The organism is Roseibium sp. Sym1, assembly GCF_027359675.1.
Classification (GTDB): domain Bacteria; phylum Pseudomonadota; class Alphaproteobacteria; order Rhizobiales; family Stappiaceae; genus Roseibium.
In genome coordinates this window covers 2,360,054-2,378,521 of record NZ_CP114786.1, presented here as the reverse complement: position 1 = coordinate 2,378,521, position 18,468 = coordinate 2,360,054, and the positions used below count along the sequence as shown (strand labels likewise).

Annotated in this window: 8 protein-coding genes; 1 reads left to right on the top strand and 7 read right to left on the bottom strand. The window is 62.7% G+C overall.

Features of this window, described 5'->3' with window-relative positions:
* Position 1: 1 nt before the first annotated feature.
* The 4 genes from O6760_RS10820 to O6760_RS10805 all read right to left on the bottom strand — a co-directional run bounded on the left by O6760_RS10820 (position 2) and on the right by O6760_RS10805 (position 3,108).
* Positions 2-724: an amino acid ABC transporter ATP-binding protein gene (locus tag O6760_RS10820; RefSeq protein ID WP_269585382.1), complete on the bottom strand. Its 723-nt coding sequence runs from the start codon at positions 722-724 to the stop codon at positions 2-4.
* Positions 721-1,383 carry an amino acid ABC transporter permease gene (locus O6760_RS10815; RefSeq protein WP_269585381.1) on the bottom strand — a complete coding sequence of 221 codons (663 nt, stop codon included), beginning with the start codon at positions 1,381-1,383 and terminating at the stop codon, positions 721-723. Before O6760_RS10815 ends, O6760_RS10820 begins: the two co-directional genes overlap by 4 nt.
* A 12-nt stretch (positions 1,384-1,395) precedes the next feature.
* Positions 1,396-2,058, bottom strand: coding sequence for an amino acid ABC transporter permease (locus O6760_RS10810; protein WP_269585380.1), 663 nt, complete (start codon positions 2,056-2,058; stop codon positions 1,396-1,398).
* 249 nt (positions 2,059-2,307) lie between these two features.
* The gene (locus O6760_RS10805; protein WP_269585379.1) at positions 2,308-3,108 is read right to left on the bottom strand and encodes a transporter substrate-binding domain-containing protein; all 801 of its coding nucleotides are present in this window, start codon (positions 3,106-3,108) and stop codon (positions 2,308-2,310) included.
* Between the two features lie 265 nt (positions 3,109-3,373).
* Here O6760_RS10805 and O6760_RS10800 point away from each other — a divergent pair, with 265 nt between their 5' ends.
* Positions 3,374-4,033 carry a GntR family transcriptional regulator gene (locus O6760_RS10800; protein WP_269585378.1) on the top strand — a complete coding sequence of 220 codons (660 nt, stop codon included), beginning with the start codon at positions 3,374-3,376 and terminating at the stop codon, positions 4,031-4,033.
* A gap of 123 nt (positions 4,034-4,156) precedes the next feature.
* Here the strand turns inward: O6760_RS10800 and O6760_RS10795 are convergent, their stop codons facing one another.
* The 3 genes from O6760_RS10795 to O6760_RS10785 all read right to left on the bottom strand — a co-directional run bounded on the left by O6760_RS10795 (position 4,157) and on the right by O6760_RS10785 (position 18,050).
* Positions 4,157-5,929, bottom strand: coding sequence for a ShlB/FhaC/HecB family hemolysin secretion/activation protein (locus tag O6760_RS10795; protein ID WP_269585377.1), 1,773 nt, complete (start codon positions 5,927-5,929; stop codon positions 4,157-4,159).
* Positions 5,930-5,931: 2 nt separating this feature from the next.
* Complete coding sequence (locus O6760_RS10790) at positions 5,932-11,055, bottom strand: beta strand repeat-containing protein (protein ID WP_269585376.1); 5,124 nt, start codon at positions 11,053-11,055, stop codon at positions 5,932-5,934.
* A 263-nt stretch (positions 11,056-11,318) separates the two neighbouring features.
* The gene (locus O6760_RS10785) at positions 11,319-18,050 is read right to left on the bottom strand and encodes an autotransporter outer membrane beta-barrel domain-containing protein (protein ID WP_269585375.1); all 6,732 of its coding nucleotides are present in this window, start codon (positions 18,048-18,050) and stop codon (positions 11,319-11,321) included.
* Between the last annotated feature and the right edge of the window lie 418 nt (positions 18,051-18,468).

The window sequence follows — 18,468 nt, the reverse complement described above, 5'->3', positions numbered from 1 at the left end:
GTCAGCGCACGTTAGCAAGAAATTTGCGGGTGTTCTCGGATTCCGCCTGACCGAAGATCTGCGCCGGCGGACCGATCTCTTCCATCACCCCCTTGTGGAAGAAGGCGACCCGGTCGGACACGTCCCGGGCAAAGCCCATTTCGTGGGTGACGCAGATCATGGTCATGCCTTCCTCTGCCAGGAGCCGCATCGTGTCGAGCACTTCGCCGACCAGCTCCGGATCGAGCGCAGAGGTCGCCTCGTCGAACAGCATGTAGGTCGGTTCCATGGCGAGCGCGCGGGCAATGGCAAGCCGTTGCTGCTGACCGCCCGACAAGGCATTCGGAAAGACGTTCAGCTTGTCTTCCAGGCCGACATGTTTCAACTGCCTTTCGGCAATTTCCTTCGCCTCGGCCCTGGACTTGCCCTTGACGATGCGCGGCGCCAGGGCAACGTTTTCCAGCGCGGTCAGATGCGGAAAGCTGTTCCACTGCTGGAACACCATGCCGAGTTTCTGGCGCAGCCTGTTGATGTCGGTTCCCTTGGCATGCACATCGGTACCGTCGACCATGACCGATCCTTTCTGGATCGGCTCCAGGCCGTTGATGCAGTAGAGCAGCGTCGACTTTCCGGAGCCGGACGCGCCGATGACGGACAGCACCTCGCCTTTCTCGACCGTGAGGTCGATGCCTTTCAGCACCTGCAGGGTGCCGAAATATTTTTCAAGGCCGCTAATCTCGATCATTGGGCCCACCTTTTTTCCAGTTGTGCGGCATAGCGCGAGATCGGGAAGGACAGCGCGAAATAGAACGCGCCGGCGATTGACAGGATCAGGAAGGGTTCCTGCGTCCTTGTGATCAGGATCTGGCTGGCCTTCAGCAGTTCGACATAGCCGAGCACGGAGACCAGTGCGCTGTCCTTCATGACGCCGAGCGCCACGCCGACCCAGGCCGGAAACACCGCCCGCCCGCCGATGGGCAGCACCACGTAACGCATGTCCTGCCAGTAGCTCATCCCAAGGGAGCGGGCGGCCCGGCGCATCGGCTTCCCGACCGCCTCGATGCCGCCGCGGGCGACATTGGCGACCAGCGCCGCGGTGTAGATCGTCAGGATCACGGTGCCGGATCCGAACGGAGCCAGGTCCAGCCCGACGATCGGCGCGAAATTATAGAACAGCACCAGTTGGATGATCAGCGGGACGGAGCGGAAGACGTCGAGCACCGGCGCCAGGGTCAGCGTGGCCCAGAGCCGGCCTTCATGGAGCATCCAGCCGAAGATGCCTCCGAGCACGGTACCGATGGTGATCGACACGACCGAAATCCACAGCGTGCGCAGCGCCGCCTCGCCCAGGAACCACAGATCGTTGATGTTGAAGCCGGAAAAGAAGCTGATCGATTGGTTCATGTCTCGCCTCCCTCAGTATTTGAACAGGCGCATGGCGAGCAGCCGGGAGGCGCCGAGAATGATCTTGACGATCAAGTAGTAGATGATCGCGGTGACGGCGAAATACTCGAAGATGCGGAAGGTGCGGCTGGCGAAGAATTGTGTCTCGCCGGACAGTTCGCGGAAGCCGACCAGCATGCCGAGCGAGGACATCAGCACGGCCCAGACCATCTGGTTGGTGACCGGATGGTAGACGATCCTGAACACCTGCGGGATGATGATGCGCGTATAGGCCTGCCAGGAGGTCATGCCGAGCGAGCGTGCGGCTCTGAGCTGCGTGTCCGGCACGGCCTGGAAGCCGCCGCGGAAATTCTCCGCCAGGTAGCCGGCGCAGTTGAAGCTGAGACCCGCCAGCACGATGGCGAACGGCGACAGGTGCAGGCCGAAGGCGCCAAGGCCGAAGCCGAAGAAGAACAGCTGGAACAGCGCCGGCGTGTTGCGCGCCAGCTCCACCCAGCTGGTGGCCAGCCAGTAGAGCGGCCCTTTCAGCTTCAGGCGGATCAGCGCCAGCGCGAGCCCGATGACGATACCGATGACCATGGCCAGCGACGCCACCTGAAGTGTCAGCAGCCCCGCCTCCAGAAGGTCCGGCAGGCTTTTCATCACCGGCCGCCAATGGAAATTATAGTCGAACATTTTCTAGCTTTTGCTCCGGCTATCCCACCCGCTTGGGACAGAACGCCTATCAACCGGGATGGCCAAACTCCCTCTCCCTTGGGGGAGAGGGGCGGGGTGAGGGGCCAGACTTGAGAAAATGGAAAGTCCTGTCCCCTCACCCGGCGCTTTGCGCCGACCTCTCCCACCGGGAGAGGTAACGAGACGCATCGCGTCTCGTCTGGATCGAAACATTGCCTTGCTTCGACCGGCGCGTTTCGGGCAATCGCCTCAGTACATCACGCCCGGGATGCGCAGCTCCGGAGCCTCGCCGCCGACATACTTGCCCCAGAGCTCTTCGTAACGGCCGGAACGCACCTGGTGCGTAACGAAGAGATTGAGGAAGTTCAGCCAGGTCACGTCCTCGCGCTTGCCGACGACGGAAGTGTAGTCAGTGGTCCAGGGCATGCGCGGGCCGGCCTCGACCGTCTCATACTGCTCGGTGATCGGCTTGACCGCCGTGTTCGTGGTGATGCCGATATCGGCCTTGCCCTGGGAGACGGCCAGGAACACCTCGTTCTCGGACTGGTAGCCCTGGTAGAGATGCTCTTCGCCCCATTCAGCGGCGATCTTCAGCCATTCCTGTTCCGGCACGGTACCGATGGCGGCCGCGACGCGCTTGCCGCGAATGTCCTCGAAGCTCTCGATACCGCTGTCGGCATTGACCACGCCCTGTGCGTAATAGATCGCATAAGGAATGGTGAAACCAACCGTGCGCGCACGGGCAAGGCTGTCGGATGTCGCACCGAACACCACGTCGGCACGGCCGGTGACGATCATGGGCAGGCGCTCGGCCCAGGTCACCGGATAGATTACCGGCTCAACCTCGAGCGCCGCGGCGAGGTCGTTGCAATATTCAACGTCGAAGCCGGCCGGTTCGTTATTCTCGTCCCGGTAGCCGATCGGCGGGAAGTCGAGCACGACGCCGCACTTGAGCTGGCCGCGGTCGACAACATCGTCAAGCGTGTCGGCCTGTGCCGGCAAGGCGGCGGCGAGAGACAGCGCTGCGGCCGCCATGAATTTCCTGAACATGATTTCCCCTCTTTCTTCTCGAAGATTTTTGGTCGCAAGGCTTCCCCCGCCCCCGACCTTCATTCGTTGATCCGTCTTCCGGCGATCCTGCCGCCGGTTCCGGACCGCACCTGGCGCCGGGGCGTCCTCTGCCCCGGAATTTCGTCCGGCCGGAGATTGATAAACTAAATTGGATCCAATATTCAATATAAAATATTCAAAATGATTTTCGCTTCAAAGCGGCACCGCCATCTCGTACAAGGTGGACGCACGGAGACCTGGCTTCATGAAACTGAAATCGATGGATATTTCCGCGACCGCATCGGCGTCGTCGATCGTCTTCGACGCGCTGCGGAAGGCCATTATCGAGGGGCAGCTCGAAGAGGGCGAGCCGCTGCGCCAGGATGAAATCGCCCGCCTGTTCAACACCAGCCGCATCCCGGTGCGCGAGGCGATCTCCCGGCTTCAGGAACAGGGACTGGTCAAGACCCAGCGTTACAAGGGGGCGGTCGTCGCCGGCCTGTCGCCCAAGGAAACCGCCGAGATATTCGATCTCCGCGCCCTGATCGAGCCGGAAATCATCCGCGATGCGGTACCGCGCATGTCAAAGGAGCTTCTGGCGGAAGCCCGCGAAAAATGCGCCGCCTTCTCCTCCGCCACGGACCCGATGGCCTATGGCGACCTCAATCGTGATTTTCATGAGACGCTCTACAGCGCCAGCGAGCTGAAGTTCTTCCAGGAGATCGCCGACAACGCCATCGACCGCGTCGAGCGCCAGATCCGGGCCCAGCTGGTCATGTCCAACGGCATGGAACGCGCCGGCCGCGAGCATTTCGGCATCCTGGAAGCTTGTGAAAACAGGGACGCCGACCTCGCGTCGAAGCTGACCCGGGAGCATATCCAGGGCGCCAAGGCCTCGTTGCTCAAACACCTCAAACCGGCCTGACATCCGCTCGGCAAGCCAAGCGGAAATCATCCTTGCCGACGACGCAGGTGAAGGGGCCGGATGACGTAACGGCACGTCCACCGGAAGCAACAACCGGCCCCGGCACACCCTTGGCCGGTCGCTTCAGAACCGGGCGGTGATGGAAGCCTGAAAATTCCAGTCCCCAGCCTGGGTCTCTCCGCTGTCGCGCAAGGCGACGCCGGCGATGAAGTTCGCCGAGAAGTGATCGCCCAGGGAATAATCGAGCCCGGCACCGACACCGCCGAGGGTCGCGCTCTTGTCGGTGGCATGATCGATGCCGAAGCCGATATCGGCGAACCCGTAGAGCGACGCGCTGTCGGCAAACCGCGCCGGCCATTTCCCGGCCAGCTGCTCTGAAATCGGCGACAGGACCGGCAGTCGCAGCTCGTTGCGCCAGATCACCCCGCTGTCGACGCTGGCATCATCGTAGTTGTAGCCGCGTACGGCGTAGCGCCCACCCAGCGAGATCCGCTCGGTGTCGGGCAGCACCTGGCCGGTCAGCGTTCCCGAGACGCTGCTGATCCATGCAAACCGGGCCGGCAGAGAGGTCGCGCGGCTGATGTCTGCGGCCAGATAGGCATATTCGACCGACTGGACTCGCCCGTTCGAAAAGGTCTGCCAGGTGGTCGCCGCGTTGCCCTGCAACACACCTCCGGGATTGGCTTTCACCCTGAGATCAATGGCGGTCCGGCCATAGGGGTCGTCAAATGTATCGCTCCAGCCAAGAACGAGCTGGAGCAGATCCGCTGCGCCGTCCGCGACCTCGAGACCGTTGAAGAAAGTGACCCGTTCCAACCTCTTGAATTCGAGCCCGCCATAAAGGTCGCCCCAATAATGACCCGGCACCAGATTGGACACGGCCGAGCGGTAGATAATCGGCAGTTCATAGGTCGTGTTCTCGAAGGCGAAAAAGCGGTTGGGCGTCTGGCGTGTTGCCACGACCGCCGGGGCAATTTCCAGGCTTTGCCGGGCAAACGTCGGGAGGGTGATGCGGCCGGCATGGGATATGTAGGACGGATACTCACCCCGTCGCGGAATCACGACACCCGGGTCGCTCCAGATGTCGTCACTCGAGGTTGCCTGGTAGGAGATCCAGGGCCCGCCCGGCAACGGCAGCCGGACATTGCCGCCCAGAAAGTAGCGGTCCCGGCCCGTGTCCGGCGATCCGGAGTTGGACCAGCCGGCAAAGGCCTGCCAGGGCCTGCCCCTGTCAATGGTGATCTGCAGATCGCTGAGCGCGGCTTCCTCGCCGGGACGGAACACGCCATCGGAGCGCCGGTAGGGCGACCGGTTGAGCCAGCCGAGATCCTCCTCCAGCGCGCGCGCATCGATACGCGCACCCGGGCTGACCCTGAGCCGGGCCCGGATCCGCTCGGCCTCCTCCGGCGACACGCCCCGGACATCGACCTTGCCGGAGCGGAACTCGATGATCCTGACCTGCAGGACCCCACCGGTGATTTCCTGCGGTGGCAGCGTCACGGAAACAAAGGGATAGCCCGCGTTGCGGTAGACCCGCGCAATCGTCGACTGGACCTCGCCGGCAAGCGCCAGCGACAACGGCCTGCCGATATAGGGCGACAGCGCCGTGCGCAAGGCGTCCGGCGCGACAGCCGATGCGGGGCCGCCGATCCCCTCGGCGGCCTGTGCGGCAACCTCGTCCCCCTGTCCGATCAGGTAGATCCCGGTGACATCGACACCGAGCGGCGTGGTGTCGGCCTTGCCGTAATCCTGTTCGTCCACCTCAAGCGAGACCGGCTCCCCGGGCGCCGGTTGCGGCAGGTTTCGTTCCAGGGCCTGCTGGGCTGCGGCACCGGCCGGTATGAGCAGGACGGCAGCCAGCAACACGGCGATTGGAAGTTTACGAAACAGGATCATGTCTATTCGGCCGCCACGCTCAACCACGTGCCAAAGCTGCTGTTGCAGGGATGCACGCTGTCCTCGCCGCCGATGACGCCCGGTTCGCAGACATCCGATCCGTCCGGATCCAGTTCGAGCGCCTCCGGACCCGCAAGCCGGTTGCGTTCGAGTACCTGGAGCGACGGATCCGGACTGTCGGGAGTGTCTGACGTGTCGGCAACGGTTTCCGTGATCGTCAGCGTGCCCGGCGTGTAGGCGATGTCGTAGCCGAACTGGTCGGAATAGAACTCACTGCCGATCGCGTAGCTGCCGACGGCGGTCGCGGTGGCGGCATCGCCCCCTCCGAATGCTCCGAGAAGAGCGGCGCCGCTGTCGGACATGGCATAGGTGAACCCGCCCGAATAGACGGTGCCGTCATAGGTCTTGGTCTTGTTGTCGCCCGTGACCGAGACTGCCGTCAGGAACCCACGCAGCAGCGGCGCAGTGTGTCCCTCGTAGATCCGCCAGGTGTTCGCCGTGCCGCCTTCATCGTCGATGCTGAAACCGGCAGTCACGTATGTGTCGAGCTGCTTGATCTGGCTGGTGGTAACACCCGTCAGTCCCGACACGGTGGCATCAAAGGAGAAGCCGTAGGCATTCGTCAGGCCCGATGCCTGTTTGTCCCAGATGACGCCGTCGAAACCGGCGCCGCCACCCGACGCCACGAGACCGGTAACACCGCCCTGGTTGCCGTCACCGGCGGTGGCAGTTCCCGTCGCGTAGGCATGCGTGACCGTGCCGGCCTGTGTGCCGATCAGGCCACCTGCATATGCCGCCGACGATACGGAACCCGTTGCATAGGCGTCCGCAATCGAGCCCTCGTTGTAACCGACAAGACCTCCGGCGGCGTTGCCGCTGGTCACGACATCGCCGGTCGCGAAGGAGTTTGTGATGCTGCCCAGGCTTTCGCCGACAAGGCCGCCTGCATTGAAATTCTGATTGAGCCCGCCTCCGACCGTTACTTTGCCGGTCGCGTAGGATGAGTCGATCGTTGATGTGTTGAACGTGCTGCCGGCCAGTCCGCCGACGGCGTCCACGGGACCAACGCCCGTTACAGTGCCGCGCGCCGACGAGCCGGTGATCGATCCCGCATAGAAGTTGCCCACCAGTCCGCCAACGGTGGAATACGACCCGATGACGTCCGTCGACACGTGCACATTTTCAATGGCAACATCACCCGCGCCGACCAGCGCTCCGACAGATCCGCCTCCGGTAACGCTGCCGCCGGTCATGACAAGATCGGAAATCGATGCGCCACCGTTCGTTTCGCCGAACAGGCCGACGTAATATTCGGATCCGCGATTAATCGTCAGGCCGCTGATCACATAGCCCTGGCCGTCGAGACTGCCGGTGAATTCGGATCCGTAGGTGCCGATCGGGTCGAATCCTTCTCCGGAATTCCAGTCGGCTGTGCCGGACGCGTCAATGTCGCTGGCGAGAAGGAAGGACTGACCGACAAGGCTGCTCGACCCGATACCCTGAAGGCCGTAGACATCGGTGATCCGGTAGGGCGAGCCGGACGATCCGTCGCCGCCGAGCGCGCGAAGGAACTGGCCGCTGGCGACGGCAAAATCACCGGCGTAAAAACCCGGCAGGGTGCTGCCAACCTGGCTCCAGTCTCCAGAGGTCAGAATGAAACTGTCAACGTTGACGCTGCCGGCCGCTCCGGTCGTGATTGTGCCTGTCGAGGAGAGATTCAGCGTTCCGTTCGCGGCATCGATCGCGCTGTTGAGCGCAATGTCGCCACCTGCGGTCAGGCTGAAGGCTTCGCCGTCCGCCCAGGAGGCACCACCGTCCAGCGTCAGCGCACCGGAACTGGAAATGGCCAGACCGCCACCGGAGGCAAGGTCCCGGTCGACCGCATAGGCCATGGACGCATCAATTGTCAGGTCCTGGCCGCTTGTGGTCGAAAGCGAGGGACCGGCCGAGAAAAAGTCGAGATCCGTGTCGCTGTAGGCGCCGCGTGCCGTGGTCAGGCCAATCAAGGTATCGGAGAGGCTGCCTTGCGTGGTCCCGATCCTGAGCGTGCTGCCATGGATATCGGCACCGGTAACGCCTCTCGCGGACACCGTGTCGCTGAAGGTCGCCGCCTTGGTGCTTTCGCCGTCCAGATAGGACAGGACACCGGCGGGATCGAGCGAGCCTGCGGACGTCAGAATGTAATAATAGCCGTTCGCCCCGCTTGCCGCGCTGCCGATCAGGTTGCCTCCGGAGAGCGCGCTGACAATGGCACCGGACTGGGCGGTCGTGCCGGCGTCGCTGTAGACGGTGCCGGTAATTGCTTCGGGTGTGGAGGAATACTCCCAATTGAAATAGGGATAGAGGCCGTCGCCGGTGCCCCAGGTCGAGCTGTCCAGGGTGAAACCGCCCTGGGTCAGCGTGCCCTGCATGTCCGACGTGGTGAGACCGCCCGTGTTGGTGACGGTCGGGGTATAGAAGGAGGGCGTGTAACCGATCGCGTCGCTCTGTCCGGTCGTGTCCGTGTCCCAGGCCGAGTCGGTGATGGTAACGCTGCTGTCTCTGATTTCGGCAATGAGTGCCCCTGCATTCCCTTCGGCCTCCACGAGACCTGTGACAAAGGAATTTTCAATGGTCGTGTTTCGGTCGGCCTCGCCTACAAGACCGCCCGCGGAAGCATCACTCGTGCCGAGCACCTGTCCGGCGAAATAGGAGTTCGAGATCGTGAGGTCTTCCGTGTCAGCGACCAGTCCCCCGGCCACCCGGGAACTGCCGGACGCGATGACGGTCGCCGTGGAATAGGAGTTTTCGATCCTGTTGCCAAAGTCGTCGGTGGTTCCGACCAGACCGCCGACCCGCCCTCCATTTATTGTGCCGGTCGAGCTGGAATTCGAGATCGTCAGGCCTTCATTCATGATCCCGACCAGACCGCCAGCGGCACTGCCTCCACCCGTCTCCGTAACGGAAACATCTGCATGCACGTTGGTCATTGTCGATCGGTTGATGTTGCCGTGATACCGGGCAACGACACCTCCGCCCCAGTACTTTGTCACAACCGTGCCACTGACAGTGACATTCGACATGTTTTTGCCGTGGTAGCTCCCGCCACCGGTGTCGCCGACCAGGATGGCTGTCTGGTTGCTGCCGGTGACAGACGCGTTGGTGAGTGAGAGGTCCTTGATCTCCAGGTCTCTTCCGGAGGTGAAATAATTGTCGTACCAGACGCTTATGAGAGCGACATTGCTTTCGGAGGGCCGGTTGATATAGAGCCCGTCAATCGTGTGTCCCTTACCGTCCAGGCTTCCTTGCAATAAAACAGGTTTAAGGCCAGCTCCGCCATTCCAGGACGATGTGACGGACGCGTCGATATCGTTGGCGAGCTCATAATAAAGGCCGGTGTCGCTGGAACCGCTGCTGACGCGCCGGTCCTCATACGAGATCCCTTGAAGGCCATAAACATCGAAGAGCTGATAAGGATCGAGGTAGGTGCCATCGCCACCCAGCGCACGGATGAAGGTGCGGTAACCACCAATGTTCAAGCTGTTCGCGGCAAACGATGGCAGACTGGCGCCGACCTGGTCCCAGACGCCTGTGGTCAGCGTAAAACTGTCGACATCCACGGCGCCGCCCGCGCCTGTTGAGATCGTGCCGACATTATCCGCACCGCTGTTGCCGTAGGCCAGCAGCGTCAGTCCGCCGTTCTGACCGTCGATCGCCGCGTTGATCGCGATGTCGTTATAGGCATTCAGCGTCAGCGTGTTTGTGCTCGTCCAGGTGATGCCGCTGTCGATGGCAATGTCACCGTCACCGCCGGGTGTTCCGGCAACGGGACCGCTCGCCGTCGTCGCGGTGGTCCGCAGCGTGACGTTGGAACTGCCGAGATTGCTTGCGATGGTCGCCGCCCCGGCCGCATCGACGATAATGTCCTCCGGATCGATCAGCCACTCGCCCGTGGTCCCGCCTTCCGCGGACGTATCGACCCTCACGCCGGTGAAATCGACGGACTTTTTGCCGGAGGTTTCGACAAACCCGCCTTCGCCGCCCGTCCCGCCCCGCGCGCTCAGCGAGCCGGACACCGTTGCCGTGTCCTCGGCGAAGATCATGATCTCGCCGCCCTTGACGCCATCGCTTTCGGCGGAGGCGTCGAGTGTTCCGGCAATGGTGATCTCACCGCCCGTGACGGTGATGGTGCCGCCCTCGCTTGCCGGCTTGGCACCGGGAACCGGCACGTTTTCAGCTACCTTGCGCGCCTTGGCCCTGCCCGTGACGCGCACCTTGCCGGTGTTGCCTGCCGTCAGGAAGATCCGCCCGCCGGACGAACTGACGCCGGTCGCCTTGATCACATTCTCCGTATTGCCCGCCAACGCATAGACATTGCCGCCATTGGCACGGATCTCCGCATTGGCCGCTTCGATCGTGCCGGAGTTGACCGCTTCGGTGTCGGCCCCACCGATCGATACGGACAGCAAACCGTCGGCATCGGCCTTGTCCTTCATCAGGACTTCATAGCCTGCAGCAAGGGCGGCGGTGCCGTTCGGCGCCTCCAGGCGGCCGGTGTTTTCCACCCGCCGCGCAATCAGCGCGATATCGCCCTGCGCGGACCGGATCGTGCCGGCATTGACGATCCCGGCAGCACTTGTGCCGGAAAAGGTCATGCCACCGCCATCCAGGAAATCGGCGTTGGAGACATCCTGCGTCGAGGCGACGAAGGAGCCTCCGGTCGACACAAGTCCGCCGCTGCCCACTGCGACGCCGGCCGGGTTGACAAGGAATACGCTGCCGGAGGCCGTCAGGCTGCCGTCGATGGTGGACGGAACATTGCCTGTCACCCGGTTCAGCGTCGCCCCATTACCATTGTCGAAATGGACCCGCTTGCCCGAACCGACGGAAAATCCGTCCCAGGTGATGATACCCGCGGCCGTCGCCTGGCGGATATCCATGCGGGTTCCGTTCAGGAGGATCGTGCCGTCGCCATGCACGAACGCGCCACCGGCCGGCAGGTCATCGCCGGCAAAGACCGTCGAAGGCACAAGCGCGGTGGTCAGCAGGAGGAAGGCCGCCAGGGGCGCGGTCTTCGGGCGGCGGAGCGGGCAGGCGCTCGTGCTCGCGGCGATGCGCGCGCGGTTGTCTCGTATCGCCTGTACCATGTCTTGTCATGCTCCCAATGTTGCGTCGTTTGTGCCCACGACGGCAAACATCGGCATAATTACAGATAGGTGGGACACGGATTCCACCTACCAATACTAATCAATTCTGACAGATTCTTGCGGAGCCGACTGCCACGTGTCGCCAAGGAATCGCCTGTTTCGTTTTCCTGAAGACGCCCGAATGAAGTTGCCGCGCCCGCCCGCCGCCTTGACGGCGTGCGCACGGCTTTCGTTGGCAACAATCAGCCTGAAGCGCATGTCGCCTAGAACGGAATGCTGAGACGGATAGAGCCGCTGTTGGTTGCGAGCCTGTCGGAAAAGTTGCCGTCATATTCAAACCGGAGATCAAATCCGGATTTGGACGAGACCTGCACCCCCGCCCCGACCGATGCAAACTTGTCTTCATGTTCAAGCGACGTCTTGAACATTCCCGTGCCGGCGGGGGCCGACGTAAACCGGGCCGTTGTTTCCCGTGTGTCTTCCGTCAGAAATGTCATGCCGACCCGCCCGAAAAACCGGAGATCGGTTCCGTTCGGGTAGGTGTAGCGGCTGCCGATTTCCAGGGACGGTGAAGCCGCGAAATTCCAGTCGCCGGATCCCTCATATCTGAGGCCGTAGGTCCCGCTTTCCCGATGCCCGTCAACATGGGTGTAGACGGCGTCCAGATCGACATAGGGCTTGGCATAAAAACTGGTTGCCGCAAACGAACGGGCGATCCTTGCGCGGATGCCGCCGCTGAAAACATCCGGTGAACTGGAAACCGTTTCCGAGATCCCCGCCAGAGAAATCCTGCGGTCTATGTCATAGCTGCCGTAGCCGCCGGAGACGGCACCAGCCAGGGTCCAGTCGCCGATCTCGTGTTTCAGACTGACGCCAGCGAAGCCGCTCAATCCCTCACCGCTGACATTGCTCGAAGATTGGCTCAGCCAGCTCTGGTGAAGCGCGGCGGCCCCGCCGACAAACCAACCCGGGCTGATTTCCTTCTGCGCGCCCATGGAATAGGTCAAGGCGTCGAAATTATAGCTGGGGGCATTTCCATCGGCAAAGCGGGATCCGGTGCCGGCCGCCGTGCGGGCCCAGACACAGGAGCCTTCGCTCAACAGTGCATTCCCGCCTTCAAAGACCGGGCAGCTCATGAGCGAGTTGCTGAAGGCAAGGGACTGAAACCCTTGCTCGACCGCGGGCGCGAGCGCGGCTTTTGGTCGGAATTCGTCCAGAAGCTGCGTATAACTTCCCGAAGAATTGTCCACGGCATTGGCAAACGCGCCGAACAGGATCCCGAACTCCTCATTCCCGCCCGCGTTCCAGATCTGTTGCAAGTGACCGGCGAGTTCAGTCTGGTCGGAAGTCATGACAACGCCTTCCGGGGTAAAATCGGCAGATCCGACCGAGAAATAATGGTCATTCCCGGACGTGCCGATCGCATAGTCGAAGAGCAGCGAATCTTTTGCTGCAAGCGTACCGGCAACGGTACCGCCAACGGTCAGGAAACGCGTCTGCCGTTCCGGCAGCAGACTGATGGCATTGACCCCGAGCGTACCTGCCAGCGTGGCATCACCACCGATATCAAGGAGATCGGACTGCGTGTTGTTGAGGTCGACGGAAACGTACAATTCACCCTGGCTCGTCTGCTCGAAATTTCCTGTCACCTCGGTGGTACCGGTGCTGTCTTCCCGGTTGAGAACGAAGCGGCCATTGTTGACGACATGAGCGCCATAGAGATAACCGCCGGCAAGTGTGTTCGACGAATTGTTGGTGACTGTTCCCGCGGTGTTGCCGTCATCATTGGTGAGCAGAACATCGCCATAAAGGGATGCGCTGCCATTGACCGTCACATCCAGCGTTGCACCTTCCGCGGTCGTGCCGCTGCCGTTGAAAAGCACCGCGTTGTTGTTGTCATAGGCAATGCCGGTCAGGTAGGCGCCGGACTGCACGACCGCATCTCCACTGAGAACAACAGAATTATCGCGTCCGCCGGCGACCCAGATCGCGGACGTGTCGTCATGCACACCACCCGAGATTGTTCCGCCGCTTTCGACGGTGATCCCGATCTGGCCGTTGCCGTCCGGCCCCTGGCTTTGTGCAAAGACCGCCGTGCTTTGCGGCCCGATTGTCTCAATGGTGTTGCCGACCGTGAGGTTGATATCCCCGCCGGTTCCCATACCGTCCGAAGAGGTCACGCCTGCAAAGGCGCCGCTTGCGGTACCGCCGTAGCCACCGCCCCCACCGATCGACTGCACGATGACGCCGAATGCTTCAGAACCTGTCGTGATGATCGGTGCGTCGATATTGAGCGTCACCGTTCCGCCATCGCCGCTGGCGCCGCCGGAGGCCGCTTCGCCTTCTCCATCCCGTATGGTCAGAAGACCGCCGGTCGGATCGCCCCCCAGACCGCCGCCGCCTCCGATGGACTGGGCGATGATGCCATGGGCCCCGGAGCCGCTTGTTAAAATGCCGTTGCCGCCCAAAAGATCCAGCGTGACGACACCGCCATCGCCTGCCGCCCCACCCGTGCCGCCGATCGCCAGGTCGGTGTCTTGCGGCACCGTGCCGGTGACGCCGAGGCCACCGCCTCCGCCGATGGACTGGAGGAGTATCCCGGACGCTCGCCTGCCATGGGTGGAAATGCTGGCGTCGAAGTCCAGATCGATCTCGCCGCCATTGCCGGCCACGCCACCCTTGCCGCCGATTGAGACGCTGAATTCCGAACTGCTGACCTTTGTCGCCTGCTCACTGCTGCCGACGCCGCCCTGGCCACCGCCACCGCCGATGGACTGCGCCACAAAACCGAAGGCGTCGGCACCTGCCGTCGAAATGACGATGTTGCTGCTATCGTAGGTGTAGACGTGACCACCATCGCCACCCGCGCCGCCTGTTCCCCCGCCATCACCGCCGATGGCGATCGATCCCGCCAGACTGTTGGACCCGTCGCCTGCCTGGCCGCCACCGCCGCCGATCGACTGCAACAGCATGCCGAAGGCGCCGTAGCCATGGGTAGTGATCGCGTTGCTGTCGCTGCCCCTGACCCAGATGGCAGCTTCGCCGCCGTCTCCCCCGGAACCACCCTTGCCGCCGACGCTGACCTGGATATTCGCGGTAATATTGCTGGGTGCCGCGACCGAAGTTCCGCCCTGTCCGCCGCCGCCGCCGATGGATTGCACGACAACGCCATCAGCCCAGGCGCCATATGTCGTGATCCGGCCGTCATGATAATATTGCGCGGTGTTTCCCGAGCCGCCACTGCCGCCCTTGCCGCCGACATCCACCGTCAACTCGTAGGACGAACCGGCATCGGTCAACCGCTGAATGTCGGCTTCGGCATTGCTGACAAAATCGAGGATCTTGTGCGAAGACGCATCGTTGCCGAGCGAGCCGCCGATCCCGCCGCCGCCACCGATCGATTGCAGCACCACACCGTCCGCGTCGCCGCCGAAGGTTTCAACAACACCATACTGCTCGACATAGATGCTTCCCCCGTCGCCGCCGCTTCCACCTGTGGCGCCGACGCCGACATCCACGGTTCCCGAATACCCTTCAGAGCTGGCTGCGAGATAGAGCGTGCCCCCTTGCGAGTTGCCGCCGCCGCCACCGATCGACTGCGCAACGAGGCCGTTCGATCCCGAGCCTTGGGTCTGCACCGTGTAACCGGCATAGTTATGAACCGAAACGCGGCCGCCACTTCCGCCGGCTCCGCCCTTGCCGCCGAGCTCGATTTTTGCATCCACGGAGGCGACACCGCCCTGGGAATAGGTGTCGCTGTTGCCGATCCCGCCATCGCCGCCGCCGCCGCCGATCGATTGCGCCAGAACGCCATGGGCATTGTCGCCAACCGTCAGCAGGGTTCCGCCGGGGGCCGCGGTTGTCAGTTTCGAGGCACTCGTGTCGGAAGAATTGCTCTCCGCCCCGTAGGTTCCGAGCTCAACCGTGACCGTGGCGCCATTGCCCCCGCCGGACGTCACGAAATCATAGTTGTTGTTGATGTCATGCATGATGTTGCCGGCGCCGCCACCCAGCGCCGTCCCGGCGGTAACTTCCACCGTGTCCTTGTCTCCAAGCGTCGTTGTCAGCGTGCTGGCATCGCCGCCCCTGCCGCCGCCACCGCCGATCGATTGCGCAAGAATGCCGTGCGAAGCGTCGCCGATTGTCGTCAGCGCGGAATCCTTGTCGAAACTCACGGAGACGGCACCGCCATTGCCGGCATTGCCGCCGTTTCCACCGACCGCGGACTGGAAATTGAAGGCAACGGGAACACCGGTTCCCGTCGGCACGGCGACCAGGAAGTCACTCGCGGAGGCCGAGCCCCCGGATCCGCCGCCGGCGCCGACCGACTGGGCAAGAATGCCGATGGAATCGCCTGGAGCGCTGCCGCCCGTCGATTGTGCCGCGAGCCCGGTGACGATGTTGCTGCCGGTGAGATCGACGGTGACCGATTTGCCGTCACCGCCCACGCCGCCGCTGCCGCCGACAATCAGCGCCGCATTGAAGCCTACCGAGGCGTTTCGATAGCTGGCATTGCCGCCCGTACCGCCGCCACCGCCGATGGACTGGGCAATCACGCCGTTGGACTGTGCACCGGCCGTTGATACGGAGAGGTTTCTCTGGCGGATGGTTACATCGCCGCCGCGCCCGCCGGCCCCGCCCATGCCTCCGGTCTGAAGCGCCACATAGGAAGAGGAACTGAAATTCTTGGCGCTGCCGCCGGTGCCGCCGCCGCCACCGACGGATTGCGCGATCATTCCTGGTGCGAAATCTCCGGCGGTGACGATCGCCCCCCAGCCGTCATCGTCATTGTCCGGGTCTTCAAGATCAGGCACGTAGGGGACAAAGGCGTTGTTGGAGCCGGTCGCGCCGCAGGTTGCGGTGTTGTCGACGCAAACCGTCCCCCCGTCGCCGCCTCCCGCCGCGGCACCGCCGACACCGATCGAAGCGATGCTGGAGAGCGTTGTCGAGCCGCCGCCGTTGCCGCCGCCGCCGCCGACCGATTGAAAGATCGCAGCGGCCGACCAGTCCCCCGACGTCTGCAGCTCGCCGATATTGGAGACTGCGACGGCACCGCCATTTCCTCCGCCGGCGCCTTTGCCGCCAACCCCGGCAATCCCGGCGGCATCTCCTCCCGATCCGCCGCCGCCGCCGATGGACTGAACGACCGCGGCAACTGAGGCATCGCCGCTTGTTACGATCGTCCCCGTGTTTGAAAATCCGGCACCGGCACCGTCGGATTTGGTCGATCCGGAGGAATTTCCGCCGACACTTACAAGCCCCGTGGCAGACCCGGCTGCGCCGCCGCCGCCGCCGATGGACTGAACAACAAAGGCATGCGCATTAAACCCTTGCGTGGAATAGTGGCCTCTTGCGTTGACAGTCGCATTGCCAACAGTCCCGCCACCGGCACCGTCCCCGCCGAGGCTCGCAATCGTGGAGGTGTTCGCGCCTCCGGCTCCGCCACTGCCTGCAATAGATTGCGCCACAACGCCGAATGCATGGTCTCCCGCAGTGGTTAGCGGAAAACTCCCGTCGGTATGGACATGGGCCAGCACATCTCCCGCGTTGCCACCATTGCCGCCGTTTCCGGACTGGCCACCCAAGACACTGACAAAATCACCGCCTGTACCACCGCCACCGCCGATGGACTGAGCAACAACAGCCGATGAGTAGTCGCCCGTCGTTTCGACAAGTGCCAAGCCGCTGTCGTCGCCAAGATCAAATTCCAGCTCGAACGTTACATCGCCCGCGTCGCCGCCAAATCCGCCGCCGCCACCCGTGCCGGCCAGAGCCGTCCCATCGCCGCCGTCCCCGCCGTTCCCACCGATGCTTTGGCCGACAACCCCGAAGACCTCATTGCCCCTTGTAAGCACGCTGCCGCCATCAGAAATCTCGATCGTAACATCGCCCGCCTGCCCGCCATTGCCGCCGGAGCTGTCCTCCAAAGGGCCTGTCCCGCCATTTCCACCGGTGCTTTTTGCAAGGACAGCGGCACTGGCCTCATGGTTCGAACCTGCGACGTCCAGCAGCAAATGAGCATGGTTCCTGACTGTGACGTCGCCAGCAGCACCACCGTCGCCGCCGTTGTCGCTGTAATCCGACGATAGGTAACCGTTGCCGCCGAGGCTGTAACCTGCCAGAGCGAAGAGGCCGGTTCCTTCGATATCAGTGGTTTGCCAATAGATGGCTCCGGCTGTTTCGTTCGTTATCACGACCGTGCCGCCTGAGCCCGCGTCGCCATTTTTCCAGCCGCCGCCGCCGCCGGTGGAGCTTGCTATCAATCCCCCACCGGTGCCGGCGCTTGTATAGCGGCTTGAGCTGGAACCGATCTGGAAAGGACTGTCGGACGAATTCTCAATGCGAACGGATCCCCCGTCACCGCCGCTTCCACCATGCTGATCGTCAAAAAGGGCATTGTTTTGATCGCCGCCCTTGCCACCGTAACTGCCAATACTGATGAGCTTGAACCCGTTGGCCGAACTGCCGGAGACGGAATAGCTGAAATCGCTGTTGTATGCGTTGTCCAGCGTGACCGAAATATCTCCGCCATCTCCGCCGTCGCCGCCGTTCGAATTGTTGTCATCATTGCTCAGATCGCCATTCCCGCCGATGGAATCGGCCGAGACGCCCGTGACTGGCCCCGTGACTGACGAGCCCGGCTGGTCGACACTGATCAGAAAACCGTTGTTGTTTTGGATCGTGATGTCGCCGCCATCTTGTCCGGGGCCACTGTCCACGCCGGGATTACCCCTCGTCTGCATATACCAGACTGAAAAATTGAATGCGTCGCCGAACGAAGTGGGCAGGTTCGCTTGCTGCGGGGCGGAGTTCGTGATGGAGATATCCTTGCCGTCTCCATCTGGCTGGGTACCTGCAGCCTGATAGAAGATGTTGTCGGCAGAATTCGGTTCCGTGAAATCGCAAGTGATGGAGACACTGTCCTCAACGCAGTCGTCGGCAAGCGCGGTTTGCAGGCTGGTCAGGCAGGCAACGGAAACGGTTGTCAGCAGCACCGTTTTTCGCCTTGAAATTGCAGCCGTAGCCACAGTTCTCAGACCCTGCTTTCCAAAATATCTATGCATGACAAGTTCCTCTAACAGGATCCGAACAGCGTTGGCCTTCGGTGGATGGCGGCAAGGGATTGGTTGGCGGTCAACGCCGGTCTGACGGCGTTGGCAGCGCAAAACTCCGCATCTTCGGGAATGCCGGGCAGAAGCCCCTCGGAAGGGTTCCGACATACGAGCCGGCCGCCGGCTTGCCCGCGGCCAAAGCCACAGGTTCGCCGCCCTGTCCTGGAAGTGATGCTGCAGGTATCGGGAGAGGAGCCCGGACATGCCTCCGGTTGACGGACCGCCATCATCTCAGCACCCGCCATGCCGAAATATCCGGTCTCGCTGGCCATCTCCCTATGCCCCCAACGCTACGTCGTCA

Bases quoted from the DNA above. Each gene is read 5' to 3' on its own strand.
- O6760_RS10810 (WP_269585380.1), bottom strand. From the start codon at position 2,058: ATGTTCGACTATAATTTCCATTGGCGGCCGGTGATGAAAAGCCTGCCG.
- O6760_RS10790 (WP_269585376.1), bottom strand. From the start codon at position 11,055: ATGGTACAGGCGATACGAGACAACCGCGCGCGCATCGCCGCGAGCACG.
- O6760_RS10815 (WP_269585381.1), bottom strand. From the start codon at position 1,383: ATGAACCAATCGATCAGCTTCTTTTCCGGCTTCAACATCAACGATCTG.
- O6760_RS10805 (WP_269585379.1), bottom strand. From the start codon at position 3,108: ATGTTCAGGAAATTCATGGCGGCCGCAGCGCTGTCTCTCGCCGCCGCC.
- O6760_RS10800 (WP_269585378.1), top strand. From the start codon at position 3,374: ATGAAACTGAAATCGATGGATATTTCCGCGACCGCATCGGCGTCGTCG.
- O6760_RS10820 (WP_269585382.1), bottom strand. From the start codon at position 724: ATGATCGAGATTAGCGGCCTTGAAAAATATTTCGGCACCCTGCAGGTG.
- O6760_RS10795 (WP_269585377.1), bottom strand. From the start codon at position 5,929: ATGATCCTGTTTCGTAAACTTCCAATCGCCGTGTTGCTGGCTGCCGTC.